The 18,850-nt window shown below is 73.7% G+C and carries 13 protein-coding genes; 6 read left to right on the plus strand and 7 right to left on the minus strand.

All coding sequences use genetic code 11. The features are described from left to right. The first annotated feature begins 21 nt into the window (after positions 1-21). The 3 genes from C3492_RS33680 to C3492_RS33690 are packed head-to-tail and all read left to right on the plus strand — an operon-like array spanning position 22 to position 2,581. Complete coding sequence (locus C3492_RS33680; protein ID WP_103816436.1) at positions 22-861, plus strand: SDR family oxidoreductase; 840 nt, start codon at positions 22-24, stop codon at positions 859-861. Positions 862-867: 6 nt separating this feature from the next. Continuing rightward, positions 868-1,794 carry a DMT family transporter gene (locus tag C3492_RS33685; RefSeq protein ID WP_103816437.1) on the plus strand — a complete coding sequence of 309 codons (927 nt, stop codon included), beginning with the start codon at positions 868-870 and terminating at the stop codon, positions 1,792-1,794. A 7-nt stretch (positions 1,795-1,801) separates the two neighbouring features. Next, positions 1,802-2,581, plus strand: a complete 780-nt coding sequence (locus tag C3492_RS33690) for a polysaccharide deacetylase family protein (protein ID WP_103816438.1) — start codon at positions 1,802-1,804, stop codon at positions 2,579-2,581. Positions 2,582-2,949: 368 nt separating this feature from the next. Here C3492_RS33690 and C3492_RS33695 read toward each other — a convergent pair whose 3' ends face one another. Beyond that, the gene (locus tag C3492_RS33695; protein ID WP_103816439.1) at positions 2,950-4,068 is read right to left on the minus strand and encodes a galactosyldiacylglycerol synthase; all 1,119 of its coding nucleotides are present in this window, start codon (positions 4,066-4,068) and stop codon (positions 2,950-2,952) included. Between the two features lie 191 nt (positions 4,069-4,259). Between C3492_RS33695 and C3492_RS33700 the strand changes: the two genes are divergently transcribed. Beyond that, a complete protein-coding gene (locus C3492_RS33700; RefSeq protein ID WP_103816440.1) occupies positions 4,260-5,084 on the plus strand; it encodes a ribonuclease BN in 825 nt (274 codons plus the stop codon). Here C3492_RS33700 and C3492_RS33705 read toward each other — a convergent pair. The 5 genes from C3492_RS33705 to C3492_RS33725 form a co-directional block, all read right to left on the minus strand. After that, complete coding sequence (locus C3492_RS33705; protein ID WP_103816441.1) at positions 5,081-7,897, minus strand: NHLP bacteriocin export ABC transporter permease/ATPase subunit; 2,817 nt, start codon at positions 7,895-7,897, stop codon at positions 5,081-5,083. The genes C3492_RS33700 and C3492_RS33705 overlap by 4 nt on opposite strands. A gap of 1 nt (position 7,898) precedes the next feature. After that, positions 7,899-10,124, minus strand: a complete 2,226-nt coding sequence (locus C3492_RS33710; protein ID WP_103816442.1) for an NHLP family bacteriocin export ABC transporter peptidase/permease/ATPase subunit — start codon at positions 10,122-10,124, stop codon at positions 7,899-7,901. Continuing rightward, complete coding sequence (locus C3492_RS33715) at positions 10,121-10,927, minus strand: HlyD family efflux transporter periplasmic adaptor subunit (protein ID WP_103816443.1); 807 nt, start codon at positions 10,925-10,927, stop codon at positions 10,121-10,123. Before C3492_RS33715 ends, C3492_RS33710 begins: the two co-directional genes overlap by 4 nt. A gap of 101 nt (positions 10,928-11,028) precedes the next feature. Then, positions 11,029-11,247, minus strand: a complete 219-nt coding sequence (locus C3492_RS33720) for a hypothetical protein (protein ID WP_014676668.1) — start codon at positions 11,245-11,247, stop codon at positions 11,029-11,031. 648 nt (positions 11,248-11,895) lie between these two features. Then, entirely contained in the window at positions 11,896-12,309 is a 414-nt protein-coding gene (locus tag C3492_RS33725; protein WP_103816444.1) for a PaaI family thioesterase, read from the minus strand. 189 nt (positions 12,310-12,498) lie between these two features. On the opposite strand from C3492_RS33725, the gene C3492_RS33730 reads away from it, so the two are divergent. Then, entirely contained in the window at positions 12,499-13,881 is a 1,383-nt protein-coding gene (locus C3492_RS33730) for a S1 family peptidase (protein ID WP_258056053.1), read from the plus strand. 202 nt (positions 13,882-14,083) lie between these two features. On the opposite strand, the gene C3492_RS33735 is transcribed toward C3492_RS33730, so the two are convergent. Next, positions 14,084-16,234 carry a SpoIIE family protein phosphatase gene (locus tag C3492_RS33735; RefSeq protein WP_374938404.1) on the minus strand — a complete coding sequence of 717 codons (2,151 nt, stop codon included), beginning with the start codon at positions 16,232-16,234 and terminating at the stop codon, positions 14,084-14,086. Between the two features lie 1,312 nt (positions 16,235-17,546). On the opposite strand from C3492_RS33735, the gene C3492_RS33745 reads away from it, so the two are divergent. Continuing rightward, a complete protein-coding gene (locus C3492_RS33745; protein WP_103816446.1) occupies positions 17,547-18,755 on the plus strand; it encodes a cytochrome P450 in 1,209 nt (402 codons plus the stop codon). Positions 18,756-18,850 lie beyond the last annotated feature (95 nt).

Raw genomic sequence — 18,850 nt, forward strand, 5'->3', positions numbered from 1 at the left:
CCGTCGCAGTGAGGTCGTCACATGTCCCATGCCCCGTCCCCCGCAGGACCGTCGAACGACACCCGGCCGCTCCCGGCCCCGGCCGGAACGGCCGACACCGCCCCGTACCCCGGCCGGGGCGGCACCGCCCTGGTGACGGGCGCCTCCTCGGGCATCGGCGCGGCCGTGGCCCGCCGGCTGGCCGCCGAGGGCGGCTGGCGGCTGGCCCTGAACGGACGCGACGTCACCCGACTGGAGCAGGTGGCCGCACAGGCCGGTGCGGTCGCGCTGCCCGCGGACCTGACCCGGCCCGGCGCCGACCGCCGGCTCGCCGGTCAAGCGCTGGACCACCTCGGACGGCTGGACCTGCTCGTCGCGGGCGCCGGCGTCGGCTGGGCCGGGGACTTCACAGGCATGCCGGCCGCGCGGATCGACGAGATCGTGGAGGTCGACCTGCTGGCCACCGTGCACCTGGTACGGACCGTGCTGCCGCACATGGTCGCCGCGGGATCCGGACGCGTCGTACTCATCGGATCCCTCGCCGGCAGCGTGGGCGTGCGCGGTGAGGCCGTCTACTCCGCGGCGAAGGCCGCGGTGGCCACCTTCGCCGACTGCCTGCGGTACGAACTGCGCGGCACCGGAGTGGGCGTCAGCCATGTCATCCCCGGCGTGGTGGCCACCCCCTTCTTCGACCGGCGGGGGACCCCCTACACCCGCGCCTGGCCGAGGCCCGTGTCCGCCGAACGCGTGGCCGACGCGGTCCGGGCCGCCGTCCTGCACGGCCGTGACGAGGTGTACGTCCCCGGGTGGCTGCGGCTGCCCGCCCGGGTGCGCGGCGTCGCGCCCGGACTCTACCGGCGGCTGGCCGCCCGCTTCGGGTGAGCGACCATGATGGCGCTGACGGTGCTGCTCGCCCTTCTCGCGGCCCTGTCCAACGCGTCCGCGTCCGTCCTCCAGCGCCGCGCCGCCGTGCAGGAGGAACCGGACCAGGGCGGTGGGGCGGGGTCCGTGGTGCGCCGGTTCGCCCATCTGCTGCGCAGACCCTACTGGCTGGCGGGCGCGGGGCTGCTCGGACTGTCCAGCCTGTTGCAGGCCGGTGCGCTGGCCGTGGGCAGCCTGTCCCTGGTCCAGCCCCTGCTCACCGCCGAACTGCTGTTCACGCTGGCCGTGGGCAGTGTCGTCTTCCGGCGCCGCCCGGAAGCCCGCACCTGGCTGGCGTTCGTCGCCCTCGCCGGCGGACTGGCCCTGTTCCTCCTGGCGGCGGCGCCGTCCGCCGGCCGGCCTACCGCGCGGCCGGGGGACTGGCTGCTGGGCGGCGGCGGGGCGCTCGGCGCCGTCGTCCTGCTGGTGGTGGTCGCGCGCCCGACCCGTGGCGCGTCGCGGGCCGCGCTGCTCGGCCTCGCCTCCGCCGTGTCCTTCGCCGCGACCGCGGCGCTGCTGAAGGAGGCCGTGGGACGGCTCGCGCAGGGGCCCGCGGAGATGTTCGGGCACTGGTCGCTGTACGCCACCGGGGCCGCCGGACTCGTCGCGTTCCTGCTGCTCCAGGGCGCGCTCGGCGCCGGCTCGCTGACGGCCTCCCAGCCCGCCCTCACCCTCGGCGACGCGCTCACCAGCGTCGTGCTCGGCTGGGTGCTGTTCGACGAATCGATCCACCTGGGCCTGAGTCTGCTGCCGGAGGCGATCGGCGTCGCCCTCATCGGCGCGGGCAGCATCGGCCTGGTCCACTCGCCGTCCGTCGGCGGCGAGTGGGACGCCACGGACCCGGAGGAGTCCTCCGGCTCCACCAACGCTCTCCCGCGCTCCCCGAGGAGGTAGGTCACCCATGTCCCTCGTGTCCGGCCGCGCCGTGCGGACGGCCGCCGTCCTGCTGCCCGCAGCGGTCGCCGCGGCCCACATCGGCCCGGCGGCCACCTGGCTGCCGGGCGTACGGCTGCCGCTCTTCCCCGGGCTCGCCGGCACCGGGCCCCGCCGGCACATCGCGCTCACCTTCGACGACGGACCGGACCCGGTGTCGACCCCGCGCTTCCTCGACGCGCTGGACGAGCTCGGGGTGCGGGCCACGTTCTTCGTGCTCGGCGAGCAGGCGGTGCGCCATCCCGCGCTGGTCCGGGAGACGGCGCGGCGCGGGCACGAGCTCGGGGTGCACGGCTGGGCCCACGACCGGCCCTGGTGGCCGGCGTTCGCCCGCGACGCCGAGGCGGTCGCCCGGACCGTCCACGCGGTGCACGACCTCACCGGCCACCGCCCGTGGTGGTACCGCCCGCCCTACGGCATCCTCACCACGAGCCGCTGGCTGGCCGCCCGGCGCTCCGGACTGCGGACGGTGCTGTGGTCGGCGTGGGGCAGGGACTGGACCGCCGACGCGACCCCCACGTCCGTACGGGCCCGGGTCGCCGCGGACCTGCGCGGCGGCGGCACCGTCCTGCTCCACGACTCCGACCGCCACTCGGCCCCCGGCAGCTGGCACGCGACCCTGACCGCGCTCCCGACGATCGTCCGGGACTGCCGCGAGGCGGGGCTCACCGTGGGCCCCCTGCGCGACCACGGGCCGGTTCCGCTTCGGGACGGGGTGATCGTGCCGGCCGGGGTGGCGGGAGAGTGACCGGGTGTTCCCGGGGCGCTCGCGCTGGACCGGCACTCGGGTTCCGGCTGCTGCCGGCATGGCCCCGGGGGGCGCCCTGTCAGCCGTGGTCGGGGCCTGCCGGGTGGTGAGGCGCTTGCGTGACCGTGGGCCGGGTCCGCTTCGGGACGGGGTGATCGTGCCGGCCGGGGTGGCGGGGGAGTGACCGGGTGTTCCCGGGGCGTTCGCGCTGGACCGGCACTCGGGTTCCGGCTGCTGCCGGCATGGCCCAGGGAGGGGGCGCCGTGTCGGCCGTGGTCGGGGCCTGCCGGGTGGTGAGGCGCTTGCGTGACCGTGGGCCGGGTCCGCTTCGGGACGGGGTCGTCGTGATGCGTCCGGCTTGGACCGGCTCAGCTGTCCGTCGTCAGGTCCGTCACGCGGTCCAGGGCGTCCCCGCGGAACAGGGTGCGCCCGCGGACCACCCGGTCCGTGCGTTCCGGGGTGTTCTCCCCGAGCCGCCCCAGTGCCGCCAGCAGGGCGGGGGCGTCCGGGGCCAGGTCGGACACGCCCAGCTCGGTCATGCGGCGCACGCCGTCCGTGCCGTGGCCGGGCAGCGGGCGGTACGCGATCACGGGCAGGCCCGCCGCGAGGGCCTGCACGGCGGTCTGGCCGGCCGCGTTGTCCACCAGCGCGTAGCAGGCGGCCAGCAGGCCCGGCATGTCGTCGACCCAGCCCAGGGCCAGCGCCGCCGGCTCCCGGGAGACGCCCGCGCGCAGCCGCTCGTTGCGGCCGCACAGCACCACCGGCAGATAGCCGGCCGCCGCCAGCAGCCGGGCCGTGGCGGCCGGGCGGGACGCCGCGCCCCAGGCACCGGCGGACAGCAGCACCGGGGGACGGCCGGGCGCCCGCCGGGCGAACCGCTCCCGCCAGCGGGCCGCCCCGGCGGCCGGTGCACGGAAGGCGGGCGCGACCACCGGGCCGGTCGTGACCACCGGCACGGCCAGGAACCGGCGTACGTCCGCCGCCGCCGCGTCGGTGAGGCACAGATACCGGTCGTTGCCCGCATGCAGCCACTGCCGGTGCACCTCGAAGTCCAGCAGGAACACGGCGCTCGGCACCCGCAGCCCGCCACGCTCCCGCAGGTGCCCGGTGAGCTGCGCGGCCAGGTGGAAGACGGACACCACCACGTCGGCGCCCGTCCGGTCCACGAGTTCCGTCAGCCGGTCCCCGGCCAGCCGGGCGAGCGGGACCCCGCTGGGCCGCCGGCCGGGTCCGCCGCGCAGGAACGCGCCGTACACACCGCCGTACAGCCAGGGCAGATGCCGTACCGACGCCTGGTAGCCGCGGCGCAGCCCGGTGCCCAGGCCGTACGGCAGCAACGTCAGCACATCGGCCACCCGGGCCTCGTGGCCCCGCTCCGCGGCCCGCCGCGCCAGCTCGGCGGCCACGGTGTCGTGACCGGCTCCCATGCTCGCGCTCAGGATCAGCACGCGTCGCCGGCCGCCCGGCGTGTCCTCGGTGATAGGCACGGAGTCCGATTCTCCGCCGCCGCACCCCGCAAACCGCACCCGCCGCCCGTGTCGCCGGCCGGACGGTCACCCGTGCGCAGCAGCGCGCCGGGCCGGTGCGCGCCTTCCGGCTGCGAGTCGCGCGGCGCGTGCCACGCTGGATGAATCGGCACAGGAGAGCGTGTGGTGGGCGGCGAGCGGCGGGAGGAGCCGTGAGGCGGTTGCGGCGCGGCCTGCACCGCGCGTGGCGGTGGCTACGGGTCCAGGCCCTGTTCGAGCACGGCCGGGAGCTGGAGCTGATGCACCGGGCGATGGGCTTCGCCACCCTGGCCCTGGTCACGCTGGCCCCGCTGCTGATCGTGGTCGCCGCGGCCGACCCGCTGGTACGGGGCGGCTTCGCCTCCTGGCTCACCGACGGCATGGGCCTGTCCGGGCGGTCCGCCCACGTCATCACCGATGTGATCAGCCCCCCGCGCAAGGTCATCGGCACCACCAGCGTGTGGAGTGGTGTCCTGCTCGCCGTGTTCGGCGTGTCCTTCGGCGGCAGCGTGCAGAACGCCTACGAGCGGATCTGGGGCCTGGCCTCCGGCCCCTGGCACCGGGTGTGGCGGCAGGCGACCTGGCTGGTGGTGCTGACGGCGTACCTCTACCAGGAGGTCGCGACGAAGTCGACGCTGCACGGGACGCAGCGGATCGTGTTCTCCGCGCTGAGCGGTGTGCTGTTCTTCTGGTGGGGGCAGCGTTTCCTGCTCGGCGGGCAGGTCCACTGGCGCTCGCTGCTGCCCGGCGCGGTGGCCACGGTCATCGGCCTGGCCGGCCTGCGTGCCTTCTCCTACCTCGTCTTCACCCCGCTCATCGTCACCAACGCCCTGAGCTACGGCGCCGTCGGCACCGTGCTCGTCGTCGAGTCCTGGCTCATCGGCGTCGGCTTCGTCATCTACGGCGGTGCCCTGTTCGGCCGCTGGTTCACCCAGCACCACTGGGTCCCCTCCCACCACGACGAGCCGGCTCAGCCGGGTGACGAGGAGAGGCCCTAGGCCAGCTGCCGGCGCACCAGCTCGTGCAGCCGGCCCCCGGTGTCCGCGAGGAGTTCGGCCGGGGTGCCCTGCTGGACGACCTTGCCCTCCTCCATCACGATCACCCGGTCGGCGTCCATGACGGTCGACAGCCGGTGGGCGATGACGATCCGGGTGGCGTTCAGCTTGCGGGTGCTGTCGATGACGATGCGCTGGGTGTCGTTGTCCAGGGCGCTGGTCGCCTCGTCGAAGAAGAGGATGCGCGGGCGCCGGATGAGGGCCTGGGCGATCATCAGGCGCTGCCGCTGGCCGCCGGAGACCGCTCCGCTGCCCGCGACGATCGTGTGCAGCCCCATCGGCATCCGCTGGATGTCCTCGGCGAGCCCCGCCAGCTCGGCGGCCGCCATCGCCTCCTCGGGTGTGTACGGCTCGGTGCCGCAGATGACGTCCATGATCGAGCCGGTGAACGGCTGGGCGTGCTGGAGGACGACCCCGCACTGGCGGCGCACCGCGGACTGGTCGAGCGCCGCCAGGTCCTGGCCGTCGTAGAGGACGCTGCCGGAGACCGGCCGGTCGAAGCCGATGAGCAGGCGCAGCAGCGTGGACTTGCCGCAGCCGCTCGGGCCGACGACCGCCACGAACTCGCCCGGCCGTACGGCGAAGGACACGTCGTCCAGCACGAGGGGGCCGTCGTCGGCGTACCGGAAGGACAGCCGGCGGGCCTCCACCGCCCCGGACAGCGGGCCGGGGCGGGTGCTCGCCGTGCGCACCTCGGGCGTGGCCTCCAGCACCGGCTTGATCTCCTCGAACAGCGGCAGCGCCGCCACCGCCGACACGAACGCGCCGGTCAGCTGGGTGACCGAGGTCAGCACCATGGTCACCGACGTGCTGAACGCGAGGAAGTCCGCCGCGGACATCGTGCCCCGGGCCGGGCCCGCCAGCAGGATGAACATCAGCAGGGTGCACACCGGCAGGTAGACCGCGCCGAGGACCGTGGTGAGGTTCTTGATCCGGCCCGCCTTCTGCTGGAGTTCCCGGCTGTGCGCGAACTGCCGCGCCCAGGCCGCGTAGGCGTAGTTCTCCGCCGCCGCCACCCTCAGCTTCGGCAGGCCGCGCAGGGTCTGGAACGCCTGGTTGTTCAGCTTGTTGCCGAGCACCACCAGGCGCCGCTGCCAGCGCACCTGCCACAGCCCCAGCCCGCCGAACACCGCCGCGATGACGACGAGCATCCCGATCGCGGCCGTCGCCATCGCCGGGCTGTACCAGAACAGCAGGGCGAGGTTCATCGCGCCGACGGTCACCGACTGGGCGACGACCGGGCCGACGCCCGCCAGCAGCCGGCGGATCGTGCTGATGCCCATCGCCGCACTGGCCAGCTCGCCCGTGGAGCGCTGGGCGAAGAAACGAGTGGGCAGCCGCAGCAGCCGGTCCCAGACGGCGGGTTGCAGCGCCGCCTCGATCCGGCCCTCCAGACGCAGGATGGACAGGTTCTCCAGCAGCGTGAACGCCGCCGCGACCACCCCGCTCACCATGACCGCCAGGCACACCTGGACGATCAGGTCCTCCTGCGCCCTCGGCACGTACTCACCGAGCACCTTGCCGGTGGCGATCGGCACCAGCGCGCCGATCGCCACCGTCACCAGCCCCGCGAGGAGCAGGTTCAGCAGGTCGGCGCGGGTGCCGCGCAGACTGAACCGCAGCAGCCCGAGCGGCCCGAGCCGCTTGTCGGGCAGCGGCCGGTAGAACATCACCGCGCGCGGCTCGAACTCCTCCGCGTTCGCCCTCTCGACGGGTGTCTCGCGCCCCGTCCCCGGGTGGACGGCGACATAGCCGCCGCGCCGCCACAGCAGCGCGACCGGCGCCCCGGACAGCGCCCGGTGGCCGACCAGCGGGCCCACGTTCTCCCGCCACCAGCGCCCGTCCAGCCGGACGGCCCGCGTCCGCACCCGCGAGGCCAGCGCCACCCGCTCCACCGGGTCCAGCCGGTCGCTCTCCGTGCCGCTCTGCGCCGGCTCGGCGAGCCGGATGCCCGCCGCCTCGGCGACCAGCTTGCAGGCCGCGTACGTCGCGTCGGCGTCCGCGGCCGTCGTACGGTGCGAGGAGCGCTTGCCGATGGAGGCCAGCAGGGTCCGGTCGGCCTGGGCGCGGACCGCCTCACCGGCCTTGATCCCGGCGGCCGTCCGCGTCTCGTGCGTGCGCTCCAGCTGCTCGATCCAGCGGTCCAGAGCGGTCAGCAGCCGGTACTGCTGGTCCACCATGCTCTGCCACAGCGCCGGGTCCACCAGCAGATCGGCGGCGGCCTCCGCGCCGTACAGCGAGCCGTACTGCACGCTGCCCGGCGGCACCTGCATCCAGAACACGTCGTCGTCCGCGGGGGCGGTCGCCCGCTCCTCGGCCAGCGGGGCCTGGAAGAGGACGGACAGGCCCCGGCCGACGCCCAGGGCGAGCGCGTACTCCAGCGGGCTCGACGTCGGCGGCACGTACTGCGGGTTGCCGTACTCGTCGTACGACCAGGTCTGGGTCTGCGCCGGCTGGTACAGCTCGCGCAGGTTGACGCGGTGCACCACGCAGTCCCGGACCGGGCGGGCCACCAGGGTGTGCTGGGGGCCGGCGACCGGGCCCAGCAGCAGTGTGCCCGCCTCCAGCCGGCCGAGGTGGTGCCAGTGGCCCTGCTGGACGGCGTCCACCGCGTACAGGTCCAGGGCGCCGGCCGCGACCAGCCACAGCACCTGCGGGCCCTCCAGGTCCAGGCGGCTCAGACCGGCGCAGTCGAACCGGGCGCCGAGCGCGCCGAACGCGCCCAGGACGAGGTCCCCTTCGTGTACGGAGGTCATCTCACCGCTCCCTGACCAGCGCCGCGTACGCGCCGCCGCGCGCCACCAGATCCTCGTGCCGCCCGCGCTCCACGACCGTGCCGTGCTGGAGGACGACGATCTCGTCGCTGTCGCGGACCGTGCTCAGCCGGTGCGCGATCACCACGCAGGCACAGCCGCGCCGCCGCAGGTTGTCCATCACGACCAGCTCGGTCTCCGCGTCCAGCGCGCTGGTCACCTCGTCCAGCACGAGGATGCTCGGCCGGCGCACCAGCGCCCGCGCGATCTCCAGGCGCTGACGCTGCCCGCCGGAGAAGTTGCGGCCGTCCTGCTCGACCCTGCTGTGGATACCGCCGGGCCGGCGCATCACCACGTCGTACAGCGCCGCGTCCTTCAGCGCCTCCACCACGGCCTCGTCCGGGATCGACGGGTCCCACAGGGCCACGTTGTCGCGGACCGAGCCCTCGAAGAGGAAGACGTCCTGGTCGACGAAGGAGACGGAGGCGGCGAGCGCGCCGCGCGGGATGTCCTCCAGCCGGCGGCCGTCGATGCGGATCACCCCGTCCCACGGCGTGTACAGCCCCGAGATCAGCCGGGAGACCGTGGACTTGCCGCTGCCCGAGCCGCCCACCAGCGCCACCTGCTGCCCGGGGCCGACGGTCAGGTCGAACCCGGTCAGCAGCGGCTGGTCCAGCGGGCTGTAGCCGAAGGTGACGTTCTCCAGCTCGACGTGCCCGTGCAGCCGCCGGGTCGAGTCGCCCCCGCCGGGGCGGGCGTAGAGCGGGTCGGCCTGGAAGTTCTCCACGTCCTTCAGCCGGGCCACGTCGGCGGCGAAGTCCTGGATGCGGCCCGCCACGCCGTTGAGCCGGGTCAGCGGCGCGGTGAAGCGGGTCACCAGCGCCTGGAAGGCGACGAGCAGACCGACCGAGATGTGCCCCTCCACGGCGCGCATCCCGCCGATCCACAGGATGAGCGCGCTGTTGAAGGTGGCGAGCGTCGGCGCGACCACGCCGAGCCAGGCGCTCGGCACACCGAGCCGCTGCTGCTCCTCCAGCGTGGTGGCGTGCTGCCCGGCCCACTTGCGGAAGTAGCCGTCCTCGCCGCCGGTCGCCTTCAGCGTCTCGATCAACTGAAGGCCGGTGTACGAGGTGTTGGTCAGCCGCGCGGTGTCCGCGCGGAGCTTCGCCGTCCGCGTCGCGCGCAGCCGTACGACGAGCCGCATGGCGACGACGTTCAGCAGGGCCACGGCGATGCCGACGAACGTGAGCTGCGGGTCGTAGGTGTAGAGCAGGACCGCGTACAGGACGACCACGATCGCGTCGACGCCGGCCGCCGCGAGGTCGCGGGCCAGGGTCTCGGCGACCTGGTCGTTGGACTGCAGGCGCTGCACCAGGTCGGCGGGGGAGCGCTGGGCGAAGAACGTGACCGGCAGCCGCAGCAGATGGCGCAGGAAGCGGGCGCTGGAGAGGGTGGAGGAGATGATCCGGCCGTGCAGCAGGTTGGCCTGCTGGAGCCAGGTCAGAACCAGCGTGAGCAGCACACAGGCGGCCATCGAGGTGAACAGCACGCCCAGCAGCGAGGTCTGCCCGCCGATGAGGAACATGTCGATGTAGGTGCGGCTGAGCGCGGGTACGGCAGCACCGACCGCCACCAGCAGCAGGCTGGCCAGGACGGCGGCGGGCAGCGTGCCCGCGGTGCCGCGCAGCCGGGCCGGCATCGCGCCGAGCACACCGGGCTTGCGCCCGCCCCTGGTGAAGCCCTCGCCGGGCTCCAGCACCAGCACCACACCGGTGAAGCTGCCGTCGAACTCCTCCATGGGCACGAACCGGCGGCCCTTGGCGGGGTCGTTGACGTACACCCCGCGCCGGCCGAAGCGGCGGCCCATGCCGTCGTAGACGACGTAGTGGTTGAACTCCCAGAAGAGGATGGCCGGGGCCCGCACCTCGGCGAGGGCGGCCAGGTCCATCTGCATGCCCTTGGCCGTCAGGCCGTAACCACGGGCCGCCTTGAGCAGGTTGGAGGCGCGGGAGCCGTCGCGGGAGACGCCGCAGGCGATGCGCAGCTCCTCCAGCGGGACGTACCGGCCGTAGTGGCCGAGGACCATGGCGAGGGAGGCGGCGCCGCACTCGACGGCCTCCATCTGCAGCACGGTGGGCGTACGGACCGTGCCGGTACGGGACTTGGGGACCGGCCGCTTGGCGGGGGCCGCGCGTCTGCGGCCGCGGGATTCCTGGGCGGTGGTCGTCACGGGAGCAGCCAATCGACGGGATGCTGGTCGGCGAGCCGGACGGAGCCGGTGGCGAGCGTCATGGAGTCGAGCCGGAACGGCGGCCCGTCCGAGGTGGACCAGCGGTAGCCGCTCTTGGTCGACGAGGACGTGGCGAGTTCCACCAGGACGGCCACCGGGCGGCCCTTGCGGGTGAACTGCTCGCCGAGCTGGCTGTCGCCGAGGAACGCGGAGACGGACTGCGCGGACTGCGCGGTGCGGTCCACCGACTTCACCTCGCCGCGCAGCACGCCGTACCGCTGCGTGGGTACGGAGGACACGGTCAGGTCGACCGAGGCGTGCGCCGGGATGGCGGCGGCGTTCTCGGCCGGGACGTACACGGTCGCGTACAGCGGGTCGGAGGCGTGGGCGACCTTCTCGACCGCGGCGACGTCGGTGCCGGTCTGGACGATCTGGCCGATGGTGGCGGCGAGCGTGGTGACGCGTCCGGCGGCGACCGTCCGGACCACGGTCTCGCCCTTGTCGCCACGGACCTTGAGCAGGGGCGCGTTCGCGGGCAGCCGCTGGCCCTGACGGGCGAGGACGGCCGTCACCTGTCCGGCCACCGGGCTCTGCAGCAGATAACTGCCCTGCCCGTGGGTGAGGATGGCGGGCGCGCTCACGGTGGAGGCGACCGAGCCGGTCACCGCCCAGACGGAGGCGGCGGCCATGACAACGACGGTGACGCCGAGCGCGAGCCAGCCCTGCGGGCGCGCGAGACGCACCGGGAGGTCCAGCTCCTCCGGTGACTGGAGCTTGGCGAGGGCCTGTTGGCGGAACTGCACGGAACTTCCCTCACCTGTGGGAGAGACGCGGGTGTTTCAGGGCACCGATGAGTCCCGGAGCCGAGGGACGGCTCCGGGACGTCGGTCACACCTGGGTGCGATCAGAGACCGGCGACCAGGCCGTTGACCGGGGCGACGTTCAGGCCGGAGACGCCCTCGACGGTGCCGACGACCGTGTTGACCAGGCCGGTGACGCCCGGGGCCACCGCGTTCACGGTACCCAGGGTGCTGTTGAGGGTGTTCACGGACAGACCGCCGGAGACGTTGTCCAGCTCGGCGTCCGAGATCTCGACGGTCTCAACCTGGGGGGTGGAGTTCATGGTGGAACTTCCCTTCATATGGATATTTCACAAGGGGGGAGCGGCCCCCTCTGGGGACAGACGGACGGCCGCGGCCGCGGGCGCCGGGCACCCGTCTCCGGGGGCCCGCCGGACCCCCGCGGTGCGATGGATCAAAGCACGCACGCGGGGCGCGCTTCCAATCAACCAGGGCTCTCACCTGGGAACTTGGCGCGTGAGGGGGGTCCAACCGTGCAGGTCTGTGCACGGCATGTCGGCGACTCCTTCACATGCCGCACGGCATCACCGCGCCCGGTGTCTTGCCCCTCGGATCGCGAATCCGGCACTCCGCGCCAAAGGCGTGTCAGGGGGCGCGCGGATGTGCAGATCTCCGGGCGGCCGTGACGTGCCTGGGTATTCGATGTGCAGATTCCCTGAAGGGGGGATTCCGCTTCACGTTCGCAGCTGACCGTTACCGACCGATAGCTGAGCGTGTCGGTACGGAGACGTGTCGGCCGGCGTCAGATCGGCCGACATGGCGCCAGCCGACTCCACGTCAGCCGGCCTGGCGTCAGTCGACTCCGCGTCAGTCGGCTTCGTGTCAGGCGACTCCGGGTCGCTCGGCATCGCGTCAGGCGACTCGGGTCGGCCGACACGGCGTCAGACCTCGGCGTGTCAGCCCTCGTCGTGTCAGCCCAGGATCGCGTAGACCGTGCTCGCCCGGGCCGCGAGCGCACCCGAGGCGGCGTCGCTCAACGTGACGTCCGCGAACGCCATCCGGCGGCCCAGCTTGGTGAGCACCGCTTCGATCAGGACATCCGCGCCGGTCACCGCCCGCTGGAACGAGGTCGACTGCTGCACCGTCGTCATCGGCACGAACCCGCCCCGGGCGGCCGAGACCGCGATCACCGTCGCCGTGTCGGCCGCCGCCATCAGCGCCTGACCCGACAGCCCACCGCCCTCCCGGGCCAGCCGGTCGGACCAGGGCAGACGCAGCACGGCCCGGTCCTCGCCCACCGCTTCGACGGTCAAGCCCAGATCGAGCACCCAGGGCGCGAAGTTGGCGGAGAGGATCTTGTCGGCTTCGGCGGTGGTCATCGTCATATGGGGGATTGTTCCCGGCCGCCGACCACGACACGCGGAGCATGGCCGATTCCCCGTGCCGGTACGGCCGTGCGGAACCGGAATTGAACACACCGCGCGGCCGGTGCGTACGTACGGCCATCCAGGCGCCCCGGTACGAACCCGATACGCACTGCCCGTGAGCGGCAGACCCCGTGGAGGTCGAGAAGTTTGAGTCACAAGCGAATGCCCAAGCGCAAGGCCGCGATAGCGGTGGGCGGTGTCGCGGCGCTCGGGGCGGCGGCCCTCCTGCTGCCCAACGCCAACGCCTCCCAGGACCAGGACAACGCGACCGCGGGCGGCACGGCGGACGTGAAGACCCTGAAGGCCACGGACGCCTCCGACCTCGCCGGCCGGCTCCAGAAGATCCTCGGCGACGCCTTCGCCGGGTCCTACTACGACGGCGGCAAGCAGCAGCTGGTCGTCAACGTGGTCAGCGGCGACAACAACGTCATCGTGCAGGCGAAGAAGGCCGGTGCGGTGGTCCGCCAGGTCGACAACAGCACCGCCGAACTCAAAGCCGCCGCCGCGACGTTGAAGGCCAAGGCGACCATCCCCGGCACCTCCTGGGCCGTCGACCCGCGCACCGACAAGGTCCTGGTCACCGCCGACTCCACCGTGACCGGCGCCGACTGGAACAGGTTGCAGTCGACCGTGCGCGGCCTCGGGTCCGGCATGGCGACCCTGAAGAAGTCCTCCGGCACCTTCAAGACCTTCGTCTCCGGCGGCGACGCCATCTTCTCCCAGGTGCAGGGCGGCAGCGTCCGCTGCTCGCTCGGCTTCAACGTCACCGCCTCCGACGGCAGCCCCGCCTTCCTGACGGCCGGTCACTGCGGGGTGGCCGCCAAGGAATGGTCCGACTCCGAGACAGGCCAGCCCATCGCCACCGTCGACCAGGCCACCTTCCCCGGCGAGGGCGACTTCTCCCTCGTCAAGTACAACGACCCGAACACCCAGGCGCCCAGCGAGGTCAACGCCGGCAACGGCCAGAGGGTCCAGATCAACCAGGCCGCCGACGCCACCGTCGGCGAGACCGTGTTCCGGATGGGCTCCACGACCGGGCTGCACGACGGCCAGGTCACCGGCCTCGACGCCACCGTCAACTTCCAGAGCGAGACCGACCCGAACGGCGTCGACACCGTCACCGGCCTCATCCAGACCGACGTCTGCGCCGAGCCCGGCGACAGCGGTGGCTCGCTGTTCACCCAGGACGGCAGCGCCCTCGGCCTCACCTCCGGCGGCAGCGGCGACTGCGCCAGCGGCGGCGAGACCTTCTTCCAGCCGGTCACCACCGCCCTCCAGGCCACCGGCGCGACGCTCGGCGACGGCGACGCCGGCAACGGAGCGGGCGACCAGTCCGGCGCGGGTGCCGGAGACGAAGCCGGTGCGGGCGATCAGGCGGGCGCAGGCGCGGGCGATCAGGCCGGTGCCGGTGACCAAGCGGGTGCCGGTGACCAGCCCGGTGCCGGCGGTGACCAGATCGGGGGCGGCGCCGATCCGTCCGGTGCCGGCGCGGCGGACGACGGGTCGTCGTCCGTCACCGGCTCCCACTGACGGGACCGGCAGGCACTGAGCCGGCCAGTAGGCGCTGAGCCGGCCGGCCCGCACTGCCCCCACTGAGCCGGCCGATGGGCACTGAGCCGGCCCGCACCGAGTCGGCCGATGCGCCCTCCAGGCTCCCCGCCGGGCTCCCCCCGGTGTCGGTCGGCGGGGAGGGGTCCGGTTCTCCGGTGGGAGGGCCGGGCCCGGCCGTGCGTCATCCGTCGTCGCGTGCCCGCAGCAGCAGCACCGCCACGTCGTCCACCCGTCCCCGGGCCCCCGCACTGTGCCGGACCACCTCGTCCGCCAGGTTCTCCAGTGGCTGGTCGCCGACCTCCGCGAGCAGCCCGCCGAGGTCGACCAGCGCGTCCTCGATGTCGATGCCGGGGGACTCCACCAGACCGTCGGTGTACAGGACGAGCACCGAGCCGGGGACCAGGGAGACCTCGGTCGTCGGATACCGGGCCGAGGCGTCGATCCCGAGGAGCGGGCCCCCGGCCAGGTCCAGCACCCGCACCCGCCCGTCCGGCCGGCGCAGCAGCGGCGGCGGATGACCCGCCCGCGCCATGACGGCCCGCCCGCGCGCCGGATCCAGTCGCAGGTACAGACAGCTGGCGAACAGTTCGGCACCGAGATCGATCAGCAGCCGGTTGGTGCTGCTCATCACCTCGTGCGGCGCCTGCCCCACCGTGGTGTACGCGCGGACCGCGGTGCGGATCTGCCCCATCAGACCGGCCGCGGTCACGTTGTGCCCCTGGACGTCCCCGATCACCGCCGCCGCCAGCGGCCGGGTCGGCACCAGGTCGTAGAAGTCGCCGCCGATCTCCATGCCGTGGGTGGCGGGCAGATAGCGGGCCGCGGCCTCGATGCCGGGCGGGGGCGCCAGCGAGTGCGGCAGCAGCGCCTGTTGCAGGCCGTGGGCGAGGCGGTGCTTGGCGTCGTAGAGCAGGGCCCGCTCCAGGGCCTGCGCGATCAGCCCGCCGAGCGAGGCCAGCACCGCCCGCTCGTCGGCGGGGAAGACACGCGGCTCCGTGTAGGCCAGCACACAGGTGCCGACCGGCCGCCCGGACGCGATCAGCGGCAGGTACGCCCAGGCCGCGAAGCCGTCCGGGGTGTGGTGCCGGTTCGGATACAGCCGTTCGAGCTGCTCCTGGGAGTCGAAGAAGGCGGGCACCCCACTGCTCAGGACGTGCGTGCCCGGCGTGCGATCGGACAGCGGCAGCCCGTTGAACCGTTCCACGACGTGCGCGTCCGGATAGCCGCGGTGCCCGAGCACGTGCAGCCGCCCGCCCTGCGCCCGCAGCAGCGCCAGCGCCTGGCTGCCGACGGCCGGGGCCACCTCCTCCCACACGAGCTGCACCACGTCCCGCACCCCGACCGCCTCGGTGAGCGCGCCCGCCAGGCTCAGCAGCTGGGAGATCGTCACGAGCCGGGACGGGCCCGGACCCGCCCGGGGGCTCCCGCCCGCCATCTCCGCCACCGCCTTGGCCCGGGTGACGCGCACGCTCAGTCCGGTCGTGCTCGGATACATCCGGAACGACAGCCACTCGCCCGGCGGGCGCAGCGCCACGAACGACGTCACCTGCTGGCTCATCAGCGCCGCCCGGTAGCGGTCCTCGTACATAGGGTCGTTCAACCACGGCACCGACACCCAGGGCACCTTGCCCAGCAGCTCCCCGGCGGGCCGGCCGAGCAGTTCGCCGGCGGCTGCGTTCACGAAGCCGATACGGCCGTACAGATCCAGTGACATCAGTCCGTACGGCAGCCGGGACACCATCCGCGCCGCCTCGACCGAGCCCAGCGTTTCCGCCACGAACGACACCGGCGCCGCGAGCACGTCCGGCTCGTGCCCGAGCGGGCGGTCCTCCCGCGCGGCCCGCTCCAGCCGCAGCGCCAGCCGTGCGCAGGCCGCCGTCAGATGTTCCCGCTCCCGGTCCGACAGCTCCGGCGGATGCGTGCCCGGCCAGGTGACGAACACCGCGCCGTACACCGTGCGCTCCGTCGCCACGGGCGCGGCGGCCAGCGCGAACGGGTACGGCAGCACCACCGAGATCCTGGGATAGCGGCGGGCCATCTCCGCTTCGCCGCCCACCCACACGAGCCGCCTCTCGCGCGCCGCGTCGGCGACCGGGATCGGAGCGCTCAGCCCGACCCGCTCCCACGGTGCCGCGAAGGCGCGGGGCATGCCCGCCATGACCGCCATTTCCAGGACAGGCTCGTCGGTCCTGAGCAGATAGATGGCGCCGGAGTGCGCCTGCACCTCCTCCAGCAGGGTGGCCAGCGCCAGCGACAGCACCGGCTGTCCGGCCGGCGCCGTGCCGGCCGCCGGTGCCCGTCCCGGCTCCGGCCCGTCGGACACGCCGACCACCTCCTCGTACGGCCGCGCGTCGCATCCCGGCCACAAGACTCCCTCGCGGCGGCGCCCCGCGCACGGCGAACGCTCACGGGGCACCCTTCGCGCCCGCGCGTGCCGGATGGCTCCGAATACCCCGCCCGGCCGTCTCCATGCGCCGGCGCCGAAGGGCAGGGGGCCGGCCGCGGACGGGAACGCCGTCCCCGGGCGTCGGCCGCCGTACCGGGTGGCGCTCGGCGGTGGGCGCGAAGCACGGGTGGCGTACGGGTTTGTGGTGTGCGCCCCCGCCGCGCCCGGATGGCCGAATCCGCGCGCACCGGCCGAGGTTCTCGGTCCCGCGCGGCGCCGAAGCGGCCGAGTGGAGGGCGGGGTGCGGGTGGCCGCCGGGCGTGTCGGCGGTGGGCGGGTGCGGCGCGCCGCGCGTGTCGTCACCGTCCTCGGCAATGGGGGAGGAGCTCCGCTGGCCGAATCATCCCCCCTGATCAGGGGCAGTCCGGCCATCGGGACGAACAGTGGGGCGGCGCACCGGCCCGCGTGCGGACGCGGTACGGAGGACCTGCCGCCCGTTCGGTCGGTGACAGGTTTTCCCCGCGCTCTCGGTTTGCGGCGGAGGTGCCGGGGCACACGCGGGGGCGACGATCCGGCCGGGGGGCTCGTGTGCGCACAGGCCCGGCGAGTGGCCGGACAGTGACGCAAAAGCACCGCCAGAGTACTCTCCGTTCAACTTCAGGGGGTTGCTTGTGTGTGACTCGCCATGAAGACTGTGGCCGAGTTCCATCGAAACGAAGGTGTCTCGGGGTACGCATCATGCCAATCGTGGGGCGGCACGCGCTGCGACTGCGTATTCTCACACCTCACGAGCCGGGAGGGTCCTGCGTGAGCCGTGCGCGGGAGCTATCGCCGAGGGGGATGCGTTATGTCGGATCGGCGCGCCGCACGACAGGGCTCGCTACGGGGCCGTGGCCGGCCGGGGCCTCATCACATGGGTGAGTGCCGGTACACGGACCGCAGGGGCTGTGTGCCCCCCCATGCGTCGGAGGGCTGAGTCCCACCCCGTGCGTCGCATGGGCTGAAACCCGCCCCATGGGCTGAGACCTCATCGCCTGCGCGCAGGGTCTTCGGCCCACCCGGACGCCAGTCCGACGGCGGCCTACGTCGCCGCACCCGAGGAGGACACGGGGGTCACGCGTTCTTCCCGTCCGGATGTCCCGGCAGCGGGGGCGCAGCCGTGCCCGGAACCCGCCCGGTCTCCCGGCCGGCGCCGGTCCACGGCCTTCCCCCGCGCCCACGACTCCGCCATGCCCGCACGCGCCAGCAAGGAGACAAGGTGATCAGCAAGCAACCGACGGGCGAACCGCTCCTCCTGGAGGAGTTACCCGACCGCTGGCGTGGCTTACGCGAGGCCGGGCCGGTGCGGTACGACGGGACGCAGGGCGTCTGGCAGGTGCTGGACCACGAGACCGTCTCCACCGTGCTCGCCGACCCGACGACGTACTCCTCCGACATGTCCGCCCTCGCGCCCACCCAGCCCGACTTCGAGACCTTCCGGCAGGGCAACTTCGTCGGCATGGACCCGCCGGAGCACCGCAAGCTCCGCACCCTGGTGAGTCAGGCGTTCACCCCCCGGGTGGTCCAGGGGCTCGGCCCCCGCATCGAGGCCGTCTGCGCCCGGCTGCTGGACGCCGTCGCCGACCGCGACCGGTTCGACCTGGTCGACGCCCTGGCCTATCCACTGCCGATCATCGTCATCGCCGAACTGCTCGGCATCCCGGCGGAGGAACACCGCCTCTTCCAGGAGTGGGCGAGCGTCCTGTTCGGCGGGGACCAGCTCGGCGAGGCACCCGACATGGCCGACCTGGAACGGGCCCTGGAGGCCATTGCGCCCACGGTGCGCGAGATGAACGGCTACATGCTCGACCACATCCGCGCCCGCCGCGCCGACCCCGGTGACGACCTCACCAGCAGACTCATCGCCGCCGAGGTGGACGGCGTCCGCCTCGCCGACCAGGAGATGGTCGGCTTCGTGGCCCTGCTGCTGGTCGCCGGGCACATCACCACCACCGCGCTGCTGGGCAACGCCGTCGTCACCTTCGACCGGCACCCCGGCACGAACGCCGCGCTGCGCGCCGACCCCGCGCGGATCCCGGCCGCCGTCGAGGAGGTGCTGCGCTGGCTGCCCCCGTTCCCGGAACTGGGCCGCCGCGTCACCCGGCCCGTGGTCCTCGGTTGCCATGAGATCGCGGCCGACACCCTGCTCATGGCACATCTGGGCGCCGCCAACCGGGACCCCGCCCGCTTCGAGGCGCCCGACGTCTTCGACGTGACCAGGCACCCCAACCCGCATCTGACCTTCGGGCACGGCATCCACTTCTGTTTCGGCGCGCCCCTGGCCCGGCTGGAGGCGCGGATCGCCCTGCGGATGTTGCATGAACGATTCCGCATGCTGGCGATCCCCTCCTACGAGGACGTCGCCTACCAGAATCCGGCCGTGATCATCGGCGTGCGGCAGCTGCCCGTCGAGGTCCGCAGACCGTAGCCCGAGCGCGCCCAGCGCACCGGCCGGCCCCGGCACCGCTCAGACCCGGGCCGCACCGGCACACCCGCACATGAGACCCATCCAACGGGAGTCCC

It is taken from the genome of Streptomyces sp. Ru62 (genome assembly GCF_002920615.1).
In the GTDB taxonomy this organism is placed as follows: domain Bacteria; phylum Actinomycetota; class Actinomycetes; order Streptomycetales; family Streptomycetaceae; genus Streptomyces.

Coding starts and splice junctions, on each gene's coding strand:
- C3492_RS33705 (WP_103816441.1), bottom strand. CDS start 7,897: ATGACCTCCGTACACGAAGGGGACCTCGTCCTGGGCGCGTTCGGCGCG.
- C3492_RS33725 (WP_103816444.1), bottom strand. CDS start 12,309: ATGACGATGACCACCGCCGAAGCCGACAAGATCCTCTCCGCCAACTTC.
- C3492_RS33690 (WP_103816438.1), top strand. CDS start 1,802: ATGTCCCTCGTGTCCGGCCGCGCCGTGCGGACGGCCGCCGTCCTGCTG.
- C3492_RS33685 (WP_103816437.1), top strand. CDS start 868: ATGATGGCGCTGACGGTGCTGCTCGCCCTTCTCGCGGCCCTGTCCAAC.
- C3492_RS33680 (WP_103816436.1), top strand. CDS start 22: ATGTCCCATGCCCCGTCCCCCGCAGGACCGTCGAACGACACCCGGCCG.
- C3492_RS33720 (WP_014676668.1), bottom strand. CDS start 11,247: ATGAACTCCACCCCCCAGGTTGAGACCGTCGAGATCTCGGACGCCGAG.